General features: G+C 54.1%; 17 protein-coding genes. 6 read left to right on the top strand and 11 right to left on the bottom strand.

Annotated features, from left to right (window positions below):
* Positions 1-52 precede the first annotated feature (52 nt).
* A complete protein-coding gene (locus JK199_RS00410; RefSeq protein ID WP_212372961.1) occupies positions 53-316 on the top strand; it encodes a helix-turn-helix domain-containing protein in 264 nt (87 codons plus the stop codon).
* A gap of 68 nt (positions 317-384) precedes the next feature.
* Positions 385-546, top strand: coding sequence for a hypothetical protein (locus tag JK199_RS00405; protein WP_212372959.1), 162 nt, complete (start codon positions 385-387; stop codon positions 544-546).
* A gap of 171 nt (positions 547-717) precedes the next feature.
* Here the strand turns inward: JK199_RS00405 and JK199_RS00400 are convergent, their stop codons facing one another.
* A complete protein-coding gene (locus JK199_RS00400; RefSeq protein ID WP_212372957.1) occupies positions 718-1,005 on the bottom strand; it encodes a hypothetical protein in 288 nt (95 codons plus the stop codon).
* Positions 1,006-1,484: 479 nt separating this feature from the next.
* Between JK199_RS00400 and JK199_RS00395 the strand changes: the two genes are divergently transcribed.
* Entirely contained in the window at positions 1,485-2,531 is a 1,047-nt protein-coding gene (locus JK199_RS00395) for a sensor histidine kinase (protein ID WP_212372955.1), read from the top strand.
* A gap of 341 nt (positions 2,532-2,872) precedes the next feature.
* On the opposite strand, the gene JK199_RS00390 is transcribed toward JK199_RS00395, so the two are convergent.
* The 3 genes from JK199_RS00390 to JK199_RS00380 form a co-directional block, all read right to left on the bottom strand.
* Positions 2,873-3,913, bottom strand: coding sequence for an Lrp/AsnC family transcriptional regulator (locus JK199_RS00390; RefSeq protein ID WP_212372946.1), 1,041 nt, complete (start codon positions 3,911-3,913; stop codon positions 2,873-2,875).
* A 149-nt stretch (positions 3,914-4,062) separates the two neighbouring features.
* Positions 4,063-4,392 carry a helix-turn-helix domain-containing protein gene (locus JK199_RS00385; protein WP_025825287.1) on the bottom strand — a complete coding sequence of 110 codons (330 nt, stop codon included), beginning with the start codon at positions 4,390-4,392 and terminating at the stop codon, positions 4,063-4,065.
* Entirely contained in the window at positions 4,380-4,658 is a 279-nt protein-coding gene (locus JK199_RS00380) for a BrnT family toxin (RefSeq protein WP_212372944.1), read from the bottom strand. The genes JK199_RS00385 and JK199_RS00380 overlap by 13 nt, the downstream gene beginning before the upstream one ends.
* A gap of 260 nt (positions 4,659-4,918) precedes the next feature.
* On the opposite strand from JK199_RS00380, the gene JK199_RS00375 reads away from it, so the two are divergent.
* Complete coding sequence (locus JK199_RS00375; protein WP_237594546.1) at positions 4,919-5,338, top strand: hypothetical protein; 420 nt, start codon at positions 4,919-4,921, stop codon at positions 5,336-5,338.
* A gap of 277 nt (positions 5,339-5,615) precedes the next feature.
* Here the strand turns inward: JK199_RS00375 and JK199_RS00370 are convergent, their stop codons facing one another.
* Positions 5,616-5,927 carry a RusA family crossover junction endodeoxyribonuclease gene (locus tag JK199_RS00370; RefSeq protein WP_342356264.1) on the bottom strand — a complete coding sequence of 104 codons (312 nt, stop codon included), beginning with the start codon at positions 5,925-5,927 and terminating at the stop codon, positions 5,616-5,618.
* Between the two features lie 374 nt (positions 5,928-6,301).
* On the opposite strand from JK199_RS00370, the gene JK199_RS00365 reads away from it, so the two are divergent.
* On the top strand, positions 6,302-6,922 hold the full coding sequence (locus tag JK199_RS00365; RefSeq protein WP_212372942.1) for a hypothetical protein: 621 nt from the start codon (positions 6,302-6,304) through the stop codon (positions 6,920-6,922).
* 465 nt (positions 6,923-7,387) lie between these two features.
* Positions 7,388-7,663 (top strand): terminase small subunit, encoded by a 276-nt coding sequence (locus JK199_RS00360; protein ID WP_212372939.1) that lies wholly within the window; start codon positions 7,388-7,390, stop codon positions 7,661-7,663.
* A 19-nt stretch (positions 7,664-7,682) separates the two neighbouring features.
* On the opposite strand, the gene JK199_RS00355 is transcribed toward JK199_RS00360, so the two are convergent.
* The 6 genes from JK199_RS00355 to qhpR all read right to left on the bottom strand — a co-directional run bounded on the left by JK199_RS00355 (position 7,683) and on the right by qhpR (position 12,879).
* Positions 7,683-8,882, bottom strand: coding sequence for a tyrosine-type recombinase/integrase (locus JK199_RS00355; protein ID WP_212372937.1), 1,200 nt, complete (start codon positions 8,880-8,882; stop codon positions 7,683-7,685).
* A gap of 185 nt (positions 8,883-9,067) precedes the next feature.
* Positions 9,068-9,304, bottom strand: a complete 237-nt coding sequence (locus JK199_RS00350; protein WP_212372935.1) for a hypothetical protein — start codon at positions 9,302-9,304, stop codon at positions 9,068-9,070.
* A gap of 121 nt (positions 9,305-9,425) precedes the next feature.
* Positions 9,426-10,646 (bottom strand): glutathionylspermidine synthase family protein, encoded by a 1,221-nt coding sequence (locus tag JK199_RS00345; protein WP_212372933.1) that lies wholly within the window; start codon positions 10,644-10,646, stop codon positions 9,426-9,428.
* Positions 10,647-10,655: 9 nt separating this feature from the next.
* Complete coding sequence (locus tag JK199_RS00340) at positions 10,656-10,973, bottom strand: hypothetical protein (protein WP_212356367.1); 318 nt, start codon at positions 10,971-10,973, stop codon at positions 10,656-10,658.
* A 149-nt stretch (positions 10,974-11,122) separates the two neighbouring features.
* On the bottom strand, positions 11,123-11,680 hold the full coding sequence (locus tag JK199_RS00335) for a flavodoxin family protein (RefSeq protein WP_212356371.1): 558 nt from the start codon (positions 11,678-11,680) through the stop codon (positions 11,123-11,125).
* Positions 11,681-11,820: 140 nt separating this feature from the next.
* The gene (qhpR, locus tag JK199_RS00330) at positions 11,821-12,879 is read right to left on the bottom strand and encodes an AraC-like transcriptional regulator QhpR (protein WP_212372931.1); all 1,059 of its coding nucleotides are present in this window, start codon (positions 12,877-12,879) and stop codon (positions 11,821-11,823) included.
* Positions 12,880-12,981 lie beyond the last annotated feature (102 nt).

Here is a 12,981-nt window from a genome sequence, read left to right as displayed (position 1 = left end):
TCCGGCTGCTTAATCTCTTGCGAGATGCCCTCACTGATGACATTATGGGTTTATGAATGCAAGAGAAAAAGTCATTAAAAATGACATTATTCCTGCCCAGATTAGAGCAGGCCGTGCACTGGTAGGTTTAACGCAAGATGATTTGGCATCTGCCAGCGGCCTCCCAAAACGCACTATTGCGCGCATCGAGCTGGCGGAAGTTAATCCTCGCCAGTCCACCATAGACGCTATCCGCACGGCTCTTGAGAACGCTGGCGTTGAGTTTATTGCTGAGAACGGCGGCGGGGCTGGGGTCAGGCTGAGGAAAGGTCAGTAGGGGATCATTCTTACTGACTCCCCAAGACCGTCCCGGTACTGGCATCCTCCTCATTATGGAGGATTCGCATGAGCGACAAAGATAAAAAACCAACACCAAAGCCAGCCAGTCAGCCAAGTCGACTGGAAAATGTCATGAGCAAAAAGCCTTCCGCGATGGCTTTCGACAGCGGGCCAGCGGGTTTACGTACTCCTGCCACACCCAATCAGCCAAGCCCCAAACGCAAATAAAGCCGCTGCGGCTGGGGTTGCGCACCCAACAATCCACGCCAGCCGCATGGTTTTTTGGTCTTTGGCTATGACTGCGTCATTTTCTGTGTCCACATCCTCTGCGAGATCAGAAAAAGCTCGGTAGAACCCCAATTCCGTTTTCTCGTCTCCCTCCTGCATGATGCCATCAAATCACGCGGGCGGCTGCAAAAGGATCTGGGTTTTGGTGGAATACAGAACCTTTGCGCACAGCACGGATGTTGCGAAAAAACCAAAGGCGGCCACAGACGGCGCGCCCTTGCATTTCCCCTGCATGGCGGCGGCAATGGAGGCCGTAGTCAGCGTAATCGCCCACTCTAGAAGTGAGGTCGCTCGAGCTTTCGTCCTGTTTAATGCTTCCTCTTTCGCTTTGTGCGCTGCCTCAGCCTGTCTGGCGCGTTCTTTGGCATAAAACAGATCAAAGTCTTGCCCCTCCGACATGCACTATCTCCCTCATTTTGCGGTGATGGTAGTACACCTGACTGGGCGGCACCATAAGTAGTTTCCCGAGGCGCCTAGTACGGTTATGCTCATCCTTAAGTATAGGCGGGAGTTGGTTAAAGAAGGAAACATTATGATCAATCCGCGTTACGCTTGGCCAAACATGAACTGCCTGGGTGAGCCGTTAACCCCAACCCAAACTGGACCTCACGCTCTGGTTGACAAGAATGGCAAACGGGCATGGGCATGGTGGATATATCATTCGTCTAGAGCCAGCATCTGGATACTTGCCGGATATCAAGGACTGCAAACAGGCCCATCCGGCCTTGTGCGCGAAGGATTTAGTTATCTTGGCCCGGCTATAATGCCATGTTCAAGACGAGCCGCACGGTAAAAACACAGAGGGAAAACAACGTAGGCATCTGAATTATTGTCTGCTAGTGTAACTTCGGGCTTATCAAATCGAAAGAAGTATAGATATGGAAGCTGCCGCTACAGTTTACTCACGAATACTGTCTCCAGACGCAGCTTCGCCGACTGATTCTTATATAGCTGATTTACAGAAAGCCATGTTAGATGCGACTCCAGATTGCATCAAAGTTCTTTCTGTTGAGGGCAATTTGCTAACAATGAATCGGGCAGGTTGCCTGGCACTTAATGTTCCGCAGGATTCCGGATTTGGGATGCCATGGCTGTCTCTGCTTCCGGCTGAGGTCCATGCCGATGGAAGATATGCGCTCTCCAAGGCTGCGCTAGGTGAGACCGTTCGTTTTCTAGGCAATAGTGTCTCTGCCGGTGGACCAGTGTATTGGGATAATTTGCTAACTCCTCTGATTGATAGTCAGGGGAGAGTATTATCAATACTTTGTGTGTCACGAGATGTGACAGAAAAGGTGCAACTCGAAAAAGGGCTTGGAGAAGCTCTTAATCGTGAAAAACTTATAGCCCTAGAAATGCATCATCGTATCAAAAATATTTTTGCAGTCATTTCCGGACTCATACTCATTTCGGAAAAAGAAGCAAACTCTGAACCAAGTGCAAATCAAGTCGTACAAATATTACGTGCAAAAATAAAAGCTTTAAGTCGTGCTTCTGATGTGGTTTTCACAAAAAAGAACAACTCGACAGAGACTGAAGGCTTAACCGATCTCGTAGATGTTTCCAGAGCCGTTTTGTGGCCATATGGCGAGAGGTGTCTTGTTCACGGAGAGCAAATATTGGTTGCTCAGGACAGAGTGTCTGTCTTTGCTCTGCTCCTACATGAACTCGCTACAAATTCAGTAAAATATGGAGCTTTAAGCAAAGATAGTGGCAACGTGACCATTTCTTGGGCGCTTAATAACCATACTGTTCTGTTTAGTTGGCTTGAGAAAGGAGGTCCAAAAATTTCAACAGAGCCAGAGTGTCGTGGATTTGGAACAGAGATGGTCAATAGAACGGTGCAATCTCTGAAAGGAAGAATTGATAGGATGTGGGATGAAGAGGGGCTGACCGTTAATATACGTTTCCCGCATCTCAAAGAGTAATAGCATCTCTCTTTATTGAACGTTATTGGTCTTTCATGAGGAAAGCAGTTGCGATTATGTCAACTACTTTCGCAATTGCCATACACATTAAAAACCCTATGGCTGTCATGCCCATAACATTCATCATCACGCGGTCCTTCCCATAATCCCAAGGCTGAAGCGCTTTGCTGAAGGAGTGGTTCCCATGGCATAGCAGACAGTTCCTGATGGCGGGGGTAGTCTGGGCAGCCAACTCCGCAGATTGATCTCGCTCCACGGTGGCGGGAGTTTAGGTGCGTCACAAAGAGCGATTAGCGGGCATTCCGACGTCGTAGTCATCGCCCATTACTAGCTCAAATGCTCTAATGCTGCTCTCTCATCCGCTTTCTTATGTTCGCCACGGTTGTCGGAGAAACCCCCGTCATTTTGGCGATATCCCGGAGGGAGAGGACTTCACCCTCCGACGTGTTCAGTATCCGCACCACCTCCGCCCGGCGCTTTGTAGCGGTGTCCAAATTGGACGGAAGGGTGGTGCGGTTTTCAGGGGCACCTAGGCTCTCGGTAGAGGTGGCGGGAGATCCCCGGTCAGGGGGAATATCCCCAGAGACAGGATCTGGCCTTTGGGAGTTTTCCGCCACATGCAGCCGTTCCAGATCCCGCAGGATGGCGTCACTGTCATTGTAAGTGCCCTGACTGGCTTCCTGAAAGCGGAGACGGATAATCACGTCCGAGATATTGCGGGCCTCAATCTCTTTGTCGATCAGATCGCCCAAGGCCCAGCGCCGGAAGTCGGCGCCTTGGCTGAGGTAATTATGCTGGCCGTTGCTGTCCGCTATGTTCCGGTCATCATACAGCTTCTCCCAGTACTCGTATTCCGCGATGGCATCGGGAATGGTGTCAGGCCATGGCTTGACCGAGGCGAGGGCCGCACGAACGCGCACGCTCGGGCTGAAGTGTTCTCCATCCCATGTGTCACACTTGCCGGGGCCGCCTGCCTTGCGGAAAGGCTCGATCACCGCATCATAGGCCTGCTCTTCGGCGGTGGACGCGAACACAGCCTCTTCTGAGCCATACCGGGCCAGCACTTCATCCATCTTGGCGCGGTTGGCCATGCGCCATGCCGCACGTTTCTTCTCCTCAGCGCGGGCATATGCGCGCTGGTGTGCCGGATTGCTCATGTCATAGAAGGTGAAGCCACCTGCGGAGGGCTGGGGCTCGTCGTCCAGATACCCCTCCGTGAGCAGCAGGTCAGGCACATCTGCCAGCGTGTAGCCGTGCGGCTTTACCAGCGCCTCAGCCCGGTTGCGTGCCGCGGCCTGCTCTCCAGCGTCGCCCCGCTCAGCCAGCGCCCATATTTTCGCCAGACGGTCGAGATTGAGTTTGTTCTTATGCTGTCCGGCCATCTGTCCTGCTCTGCTGTTCATTATGAACAGTACCGACGGCAGGTATTAGGTACAAGGCGATTGTCCAATTTGGACAGCGCACTTTATCGCAGGGAAGTGCGGGCAATATCCCTATTGCGGTTTCGTCTTCTGGCTTATGGCCTATCGTATCAGGCGACCATTGCCCGGCGCACGGCATCAGGCTCACGCCAGAGAACCCGCAAGAGCGTCCTAACGGCAGGATCCAGACCAACCCGGCCCTGTTCCCAGTTCCGCCATGTCGCGACCGGCACGCCAGCCAAGGCGGCAATCTCTTTCTGGGTCAGCTTCAAATGGCGGCGCACTGTTGCCGGTGTCGGGTAAGGCAGCCCGGGCAATTCGTTATCCGTGCCGTCTTCCTTGGCGTGCCGGTCGATATCTTCATCCGTGGTGGCGTTCACTCGCTTCCAGTCGATGCTGGAAGGCCGCGCTTTGATTTCAGCCAGGGTCATTCTTGCCATTTTAACCACTCCTTCCGGTGCATCTTACGGGCTGAGATAATGCGCAGGCTGTCACCTCTGGGCGTATAAACAATCATGAAGGGCACGCCTTCAATCAGGCCAGCAGCCCTTATACGCGGCTCTCCATAGTCTTTGCGGTCATCTGGTCGCTCAATGACTGGGCCAGCAAAGATCATTAGGACATCCGCAAAATTGAAGCCGCGCTCCTCAAAGCAGGCATCGCTTTTCGCATCATCCCACTCGAACGATTTTGGCCCGTCTGTCATGGTCACTATATACGCTAACAGCGCATAAAAAGCAATGGGAAACGCCCTCTAGTGCGTCAAGACGTGATAATATCCATTATCGCATGTTATCATGTTGTCGTCCTCATATAAAAAACGCTTACAGAATTTAATAGAAAATAAAAAATAACTATGTAATGGTATGTATAAGAAAATTTCAATAAATTGTTTATAGGAAAAACATCATCAATAAGATTGAGAATGTATCTAAAGTAGCATTTTTTCTTGCTAGCGTCATACTAATGGCGCTAGCAACTTTGTTAATAATTTCAGGTGCGGTCGGATTAATATCTGCATTCATAATCTCCTTTAAGGATGGTAGAGGGGAAATCGTGCGAGCGGTAAGTTATGTGGTGATTGCCGTCGCCGTATTTGACGTTGCAAAGTATTTTATTGAAGAAGAAGTCTTGCGATCTAAAGGGAAGCAATCCCTGTCAGAAGCTCGTGGCAGCCTGACCAAATTCATGACAACAATAATTATCGCTGTCTTCATAGAAGGGTTGGTGGGAGTTTTTGAGCAAAGTGGTAAGGAACCGGAAGACATTCTGTTCCCGGCTGCTTTGCTGGTTGTAGCAACGTTTATGGTATTGGCGTTGGGTATGTATCAAAAACTCAGTGTAAATGCTGAGGGAGAAAAAAAAGAGAAAGACTTGGGCGGATAAGCCCAAGTAGCTTACCTCTCTCCATTTTACTTAGACCTCTCACTATCCATCATCAAACATAAAATATGGGTAAAACTGCACGCCTACCGGCTTTCCGGTATTCCCATCACTCGAGCGCGGAGGGCTTCAAACCGTTCGATCTGGGCAAGGCTTGGCTTGCGGGGAATGCGTCTCTTGTGGGGTGAGCGGGGATTCCTGCTCACCTCCGTAACGGAGGCATCTGCACCTTTATGAGACAGGCTCAGACATTTGGGCACGTCCCGGCCATGTTTGCCAGTCATAGCGGGCGCACCTCAATAATCGTCGCACTCTCCGGCCCGTAACGGCGCGACAGCCAAGCATCCACGATCTGGGCATCATCCTTCCACGCGATACCGTTCAGAGCATCAGCAGCAGTTTTCATCTGGTTGTCTATGTCCGGCCGGCTGGTTGGCAGGATCCGGCCTGCCAGTGCATCCGCCGTTTTCTTCCTGCTCCATGAGGGCGGAGGGGCAATGCTGATCGTCAGGGAAAGATGCAGCGGCCCGGTCAGGCACGGCTTGCCGATCTGCTCCATAGCGTGGCGCTGAATATGCTTCTCGGCCTGCACCGTCTTTGCATCCGTGAAAGTCCGGCCATTACCAAACGCGGGCGACCCTTGGCCCTGAGCAGGCCGGGGATGGTGATGCGGTAAACAAGGGAGGTATGGGCAGGAGTTTCCATGTCTGAAAGTATAGTACGGGCGGGGCCATCGGTACAACGCAAAGCGGCCAATCCCTTACTCAGGAACCTGATAAAACCTGAAATTCAATGCGGGGAAATGTTGAAGAATGTTGAAACGGAATGACTGAAAAAAACTGAAATCACCACATTATTTCATACGTGCAAAAACGGTCGTTTTCTGCGGTTTTAATCGCGGAGAAACGTAGAGATATGGTATAATTTCCTTAATGATTTCGGAAATACCAGAGGAATAATTCAGTCATGGGCGGTTCTGGCTCAGGCCGGACCTATGAAGGGCGGCCCCGCGTAGGTGCAGCGAAGCAGATCAAGGCCAGCGCTCTGGCGAAGATGGGGGCGCTGACAGAGGGATGGTCGGCTAGTCTTAAATGGCCGGGAAGTGGCTGCGATGACATGGAATGCACTTTCTCAGACGACACGCTGCGGCTTTCATGGAATGTGGAAGCCGAACAAGAGAGCCCGCGCGTTATCATGTCTATTCGTGTTTCATGGTCAGCCTGCAACTATGGAGGCAGGCGGCCTTGGCTGATCTGCCCATATTGTGCAAGGCGGATTTCGGCCCTGCACCTGTCCAGCAATTCCAGACAGCTTGCGTGCCGGCATTGCTTCAACATGACCTATGAAAGCAGAAACGTGGACGCCATAGGCCGGTCATGGATGAGGCAGGAGAAGCTCTTGCAGCGGATTGGTGGGAGTTGCGGAGGTGGTATTTTCTCACGTGATCCGTCCCGACCAAAAGGGATGCACCATGCAACGTATCATCGCATCCATAAGGCCGCCTTCGATGAAATGTGGCGGCGCGAAGATGCTCTTGAGGGTCTCTGCATGGCCCGTTTTGGGTGTCGATGGGGCTGGCTTTTCTGACCAGTACGCGCACGCGCGCGAGGGACAGCTCCTATGCAATTCTGCACAGGCCCGGAGAGAGGATATGCCTGCTTGAATTAAACGGCGGGAAACTGCGGCTCATATGAAAAAATAATCAAAGCCGTCGTTTGATTTAATCGTGCTGGGGGCCGCAGAAAACAGCCATCGTTTGAAAAACAATCAAACGCATAGAAAGCAAACCATTGGGGCGCAAGAGACCTTGAGAACAAGGGGCCTGAAGGCGGCGAGTGACACAATACGCGCGCACGCGCGAGACAGTCGTCCAGCAGTCTGGAAATTCTCCGACTGACCTAAGTTGCACAATACGCGCGCGCACGCGCGAGGGTGGAGCCTTTTCACTGCTCTTACAGTGGCGAAGCAGTGTGATCGGGTTTGCTGATAACAGCGGCTCTGAGCAAAGCGGTCCTCTTGAAAAAACATGAAATCGAAAGCGTTAGTCCTTGAGTGAATGTTGAGGTTGCTCAGGCTGCCATCCGCGCTGGATACAGTGAGAAAACGGCAGGGCAAGCAGCCTTCAACCTATTTAAAAAAGTTGAAATCCAAAACGCGATTTCAGTGTCGTTCAGTCAGACGGCTGGGGGTGTATTTTCTGAGTGGCACGACTGGCACGACCGGCGTTTTAATAGGTCGTGCCATGTGTGTGCTCTGAAAAATGGCAGCTTTCAGCCGAATTTAGAGGGTGGCACGACCGGCACGACCGGCACGACCGAAAAAAGATAGGGCCGGGTGGAGTTTTTCCTCATCCCCGGCAGTGTGCTGCCCAAGTCTCCATGAGAGGACGGCGCTGCTCCAGCAGATCACTCCTCCGGTAAGCAGCCTCAACCTTGTTCTCTATGGCATGGGCAAGAGCCATTTCCGCCACGTCACGCGGGCAGGCATTGGTGTCAGATGTCCAGTCCCGGAAGGTGGAACGCAGGCCATGAACCGTTACGTCCTTGGTTTTGGCGGCAAGGTGGAGGGCTTTGCTCAGGGCTACATCCGACAAGGGCTTGCCTCTCTTATGCCCGGGAAAGACAAAACCCCCGGCTGCGGAGTCTTGGAGGGGCAGCATTTCCTGAAGGACGGCCAGAGCATCAGCCGACAATGGCACGCGATGCTCCCGGCCAGCTTTCATCTTGTGGTCAGGGATGGTCCAGATTTGGGCTGCCATATCAATTTCAGACCAGACGGCGTTTCTTACTTCTCCAGACCGGCCAGCCGTCAGGCAGCAGAACCGCACGGCCTTGGCGGCAATACCTTCTGATGACCGGAGAGCTGACATGACAGGCGCTATATCCTTCCACCCCACAGCTTTGTGGTGCTGAACCTTCATCAGTTTGGACGGAGGGGGCAGGGTCGCTGAAAGGTGCCCTCGCCAACGGGCCGGGTTCTCGCCGTCACGCCAGCCCTGAGCGCGGGCATAGTCAAGAATGCGCTCAATACGACCACGGATGCGTCCTGCTGTTTCGGTTTTCTCTGTCCATATTGGACGGAGGGCGGCCAGCACATCCTGAGTGTCGATGTCGCGAACGGCTTTCCTGCCAAACACGGGAAAAACATGATGATTGAGAGTGCCTGTCCATGCTGCTGGGCCTTTCGGGCCTTTCCAGCCGGGAGCCTGCTCTTGGATGTAATGGGCGGCCACCTCTTCGAAAGTGACGCCGACCTCCAGTTTCCGGGCAGCCTTCTCCTTCTCCCTTTCGATTATTGGATCCAGCCCGCTTTTTATCTGGCGGCGGGACTCGGAAGCCTGTGAACGAGCGTCAGACAGAGAAAGATCCGCAGCACTCCCAAGGCTCATCTGCCGCCGTTTACCTGTCACAGGAGATTTAAAGCGTAACTCCCACAAACGAGAGCCCCCCGATACCGCAAGCCAAAGCCCCCCTCCGTCGCATAGGTCTCCGCTCTTATGGCGAGACACCTGCAAGGCGGTTAACTGGTTGGGTGGGAGTCGGCTCATGGTGTTTACCCCTCTTGTTACCCCCCTTAAAACATGGGCTTTGGAGGTACGTCCAGAAACAACCGTGGACGGAAGAGTGGGTAAAAGCCTAGAATATAGAAGGATTTTGGAACGCTGTGGAACGTGCTGGGACGATAATTAGGCGGACTCCCTCTCCGCCATGCCCCAACTAATACTAATAAAGCCTAGTTGCAGGTCTGGATCACGGACTTGATGCCGTCACGTGCTTCCGGGTTTTCACCGGAGAAGCCGGGGCAACTGCTGTGATAGAAATTTTTGCATCCGGACAGCGCAAAAGCGAGCAGAATGATTAGGGTTGCTTTCTTTCCTGCGGTCATCAGTATCTGCCCTGGCTTGCTGGTCTGTTCAATGGGATCGTCGTTCTTCGCAAGTCTTTCCCACGCTTTGGAAGGTCGGGTCAATCATTGTTGCCCGCAGCGGGGCTGCGCATCTGCCATTCAAAAGAACAGCAGGAAATCTCAGGATTATTTATAAAATAATGGAATATATCGCGATCTGGCTCAGGCTGTCGCAGGGATAAAATTATCTGCCGGTTACTGTGCGGGGAGATGGCTGGAGGAATTTCTCTAAATAGTAAGAGAGTTTTCGTTTCCTATAAACGATATGCGGCACAATGGCGGATGTGTGGCTTACAACCGGTGTGGCACTTTCCCGCATGGTCAGGCCTGAAAACTGGTCTCCAATCATCCACGCGCCGATGGAGGCTGTTACGCCGTTAATCCGGTGGTCCGCAAAGTCCTGATAGATTTTAGGATAGGCGTTGTAGGTGCCTGCCTCGGCATAGAGGGTTTTTGTGCCCCGCATCATCCGGACATTTTCACCGCCACGAGCATGAATGGGTTTTTCCACGTATGCCGCCGAACTGTGACGGGTGACGTCCTCTGGGCTGTACCCCGCCGCCAGCAGGTTGGGGTGGCCGGGGTGGCGTTCCCACAGGGCCGGAAGCAGCGCTTTGTTGGAGAGCAGGGCCGTCCATGGCGGGTTGAGAAACGTGCAGTGGCAGGTGTGCAGGTGCCGAGCGCCCGGATCACGAAACATGAGTTCCCACGGATACATCCGCAACATGGTGCGGATAATGCGGCCCTGATAAAGGAGTTCTCCGCCGGTGCTGACTTCCAGATCTTTCAGGTCACAGACCACAGCGGTCAGCCCGGCCTGCTGTGCCCACTGGCTGTAATAAAGGGCGTGCGTCGCGTCCTCAAGATTATCCGGGTAGGGCACGATATGGATGGTGGGGCTGATACGCCCCGCCTGCCGCAAGGTGGTGAGGTAAGCCACCAGACGTTCTGCCTCAAGCGGCGCGTGGTCATGCGGCTTGCCACAGTGCTGGTGCCAGAGCGTCTGCATGCGCGTGCTTTCTGGTACGGTGGCCGGGGTGTCCGCATTATATTCAATCAGTCTGGGCTGGCCGCCACACCATGCCAGATCAAACCGGCCGATCAGAAACGGGTCCTGTCTGCGCCATGATTTGCGCACAACGTCCTGCATGCTGCGCGGAATATGGAACGTGTCCAGCCCGTCCGGCTGCCGGAGAATATCCTCCACCAGACTGAGGCACATCTGATGCAGGGTTTGAGCCGTATGGCGAATCAGGGTGAGGGCAGAGTGATCAAGCTCATAACGCACGCTCTCCCGCCACGCTTCGGAGCCATCCTCATTGCGGTAATAGCCATACCCGATCTGGTCAGCCTGCGTTTTCCAGTCCTGTCTGGCAGTGGCAGGCACACGGCGAATGTGCGGCATGGACCAGCCTTACTCGCCGCCTCCGCCCGCGTGGCCTGCGGCCCCTTCACCAAAGCCTGCATGGCCTGCGGACTCGGCTTCGGCCTCACCACTCTCATGGCCGGATGCGCGTCTGTTCATCCAGTTGGACGAGGTATAAGCCGTTGTGCCTGAAGAATGGCCGTGAGAAGAACAGGTGTCCGGGCGTTTATCGGAAGACGACTCGCAGGGGTCAGGCTGTGCCGGGTCTGAAGACGCAGAGTGCGTGTGGCGGCTGAGAAGACCGAAGAGACCCAGAATGACCAGAAGTGCTCCGGCAGCAATGCCGAGCAGAGAACCCTTTTTCATTTTTGCTTTCACAACATTTCGAGTGCGGATGAATTTATAGCATGATCCGTGCTCAGAGCGTGTGATAAAAATACGTGCAAATAAGCCATAAAAAATCCGGGGCTGCGCATGGCAGCCCCGGACGGTTTACAGCCGTAAAACAGTCTGTATCAGGCGGCGGAAAAGCGTGAGGCAACCTCTGCAACGCGCTTGCCATACAGGATGGCAGTATCCAGATCGCCCTGCGGGATTTCATCCGTGCTGGCGTCAGCCGGGCTCTGCACCAGCAGGCCGACAGAGCCGCCGAGGTTGTTGATATCCGTGCGTTTGGCAGCCTTGGTGTTTGCGGGCGGCAGGCCAAGGCTGACCCAGATGCCACCATGCTGGGAGGCCAGCGTGTTCAGCCATTCCAGCGTGACGGCTTTATCACCGTTCAGGCTGGCGCTGTTGGTAAAGCCTCCGAAAATCTTGTTTTCCCATCCACGGGTAAACCAGACTTTTGAGGTTGCATCGGCAAATTTCTTAAACTGCCAGCTTGCATTGCCCATGTAGGTGGGTGCGCCGAAAATAATGGCTTTGGCGGTGTTCAGCTTGTCCCATGCGTCTTCGGGGAGGTTGCCGTTTTCATCAATGGCAATCAGCGTTGCATTCGCACCCTGCGCCACATGTTCAGCAACTTTTCGGGTGTGACCATAGCCGGAATGGTAGACAACAAAAACGTCAGACATGCTTCTTGACCCTTTATCAGGAGGGGCCGCGCTGGCGGCCTGTTTGTCACTGGTCAAACCACCATGCCATCAGAGTCAGGGTGCGATAAGAACTGTTCTGGAGATGTCATCTCCAACTGAGGGAGTGAGATGGCATCTGGTCAGGCGGAAAACGCGGGAATGTTCTGTTGCCGCCATGCGCGGGGTGAGAGGCCGCTCCATTTCCGGAAAGCCCGGCTGAAGGCGCTGGTTTCCGTATAGGCCAGCGTACGGGCAATGGCGCTGATGTCATACGCTGGCATGGCCAGATAGCGCAGCGCTTCCGCATACCGGGTTTCTTCCAGCAGAACGGAATAGGACAGATTACGCTGTGCGAGTCTGCGTTGCAGGGTCCAGTGCGGCAGATTCATCCGTGTGGCGATGTCCGGGAGTTCACTATGGCCTCCTTCAAGAGCGGCGCGGATATGCCGCACAACCTGTTCTTTAAGGGGCAGGTCCGGGGCCGCCAGATCGGGCCTGCTGCGGGCAAGGGAGATCAGGGAGGAGCGGATCACGTCCAGCATGCCGCTGTTTGCGTCCGGCATCGCGCGGTCCATGCCCGTTTTACGGAAGACCAGCGCATTGGTCGGGCACTGGAAGCGGATATCTGCCTGAAAAGCCTGCCGGTGCTCTGCCGCCTGTTCGGGCTGAGGATGTTCAAACTGCACCTCTTCCGGCACCCAGTCCGGGCCCAGCGCATGGCGCAGAATGTTGCAGAACATGCCCATGGTCAGTTCCGCATCATGGCGGCGGGTCAGAATGGACGGGTCCCGGATGGCATATTCCAGCCGGAGCAGGTCTCCGTGCTGCACAAAACGGGTTTCCGTCCGGGCCTGATGATACATGAAGTGCGCGGCGAGATTTTGCAGCGCATCAGAGACAGTAGGGGAGAGCAGGGCAACATAGCCGATCAGCCCCAGATGGCGTGGATCAAACTGCTGGCCGAACCACAGGCCGATATTGCCATCCTGTGTCTCGGCCGCTGCTTCATGAAACAGACGACAATACGCCCCGAGGTCCAAGGCATCGGTCGGCAGGGAAAACTGGCGGGTAGACAGGCCCGCGCGCCCGGCAATGCGGTCTATATCCCCGCCACGGTCCTGCATGAAGCGTTCCACGCCACATGCGGCCGCAGCGAGAACGCTGGCGTTTTCTCCTGTGCCGGAAGGGTGGGGCATCATATCCTCAACAAAACTGAGTGCGGTGTTTATCATTCTGAACGTTGTAAAGTGTCAAAAGTTTGTTGGAATCGGTCAAGTCAGTACGCGCGCAGCTCAGCTATC

The organism is Acetobacter persici, assembly GCF_018256955.1.
Lineage (GTDB): Bacteria > Pseudomonadota > Alphaproteobacteria > Acetobacterales > Acetobacteraceae > Acetobacter > Acetobacter persici.
The sequence above is the reverse complement of the archived record's forward strand: the minus strand, read 5'-3'. Positions and strand labels throughout refer to the sequence as shown.

Bases quoted from the DNA above. Each gene is read 5' to 3' on its own strand.
- JK199_RS00405 (WP_212372959.1), top strand. From the start codon at position 385: ATGAGCGACAAAGATAAAAAACCAACACCAAAGCCAGCCAGTCAGCCA.
- JK199_RS00385 (WP_025825287.1), bottom strand. From the start codon at position 4,392: ATGGCAAGAATGACCCTGGCTGAAATCAAAGCGCGGCCTTCCAGCATC.
- JK199_RS00410 (WP_212372961.1), top strand. From the start codon at position 53: ATGAATGCAAGAGAAAAAGTCATTAAAAATGACATTATTCCTGCCCAG.
- JK199_RS00400 (WP_212372957.1), bottom strand. From the start codon at position 1,005: ATGTCGGAGGGGCAAGACTTTGATCTGTTTTATGCCAAAGAACGCGCC.
- JK199_RS00335 (WP_212356371.1), bottom strand. From the start codon at position 11,680: ATGTCTGACGTTTTTGTTGTCTACCATTCCGGCTATGGTCACACCCGA.
- JK199_RS00365 (WP_212372942.1), top strand. From the start codon at position 6,302: ATGGGCGGTTCTGGCTCAGGCCGGACCTATGAAGGGCGGCCCCGCGTA.
- qhpR (WP_212372931.1), bottom strand. From the start codon at position 12,879: ATGATGCCCCACCCTTCCGGCACAGGAGAAAACGCCAGCGTTCTCGCT.
- JK199_RS00395 (WP_212372955.1), top strand. From the start codon at position 1,485: ATGGAAGCTGCCGCTACAGTTTACTCACGAATACTGTCTCCAGACGCA.
- JK199_RS00340 (WP_212356367.1), bottom strand. From the start codon at position 10,973: ATGAAAAAGGGTTCTCTGCTCGGCATTGCTGCCGGAGCACTTCTGGTC.
- JK199_RS00355 (WP_212372937.1), bottom strand. From the start codon at position 8,882: ATGAGCCGACTCCCACCCAACCAGTTAACCGCCTTGCAGGTGTCTCGC.
- JK199_RS00390 (WP_212372946.1), bottom strand. From the start codon at position 3,913: ATGGCCGGACAGCATAAGAACAAACTCAATCTCGACCGTCTGGCGAAA.
- JK199_RS00345 (WP_212372933.1), bottom strand. From the start codon at position 10,646: ATGCCGCACATTCGCCGTGTGCCTGCCACTGCCAGACAGGACTGGAAA.
- JK199_RS00375 (WP_237594546.1), top strand. From the start codon at position 4,919: ATGGCGCTAGCAACTTTGTTAATAATTTCAGGTGCGGTCGGATTAATA.
- JK199_RS00380 (WP_212372944.1), bottom strand. From the start codon at position 4,658: ATGACAGACGGGCCAAAATCGTTCGAGTGGGATGATGCGAAAAGCGAT.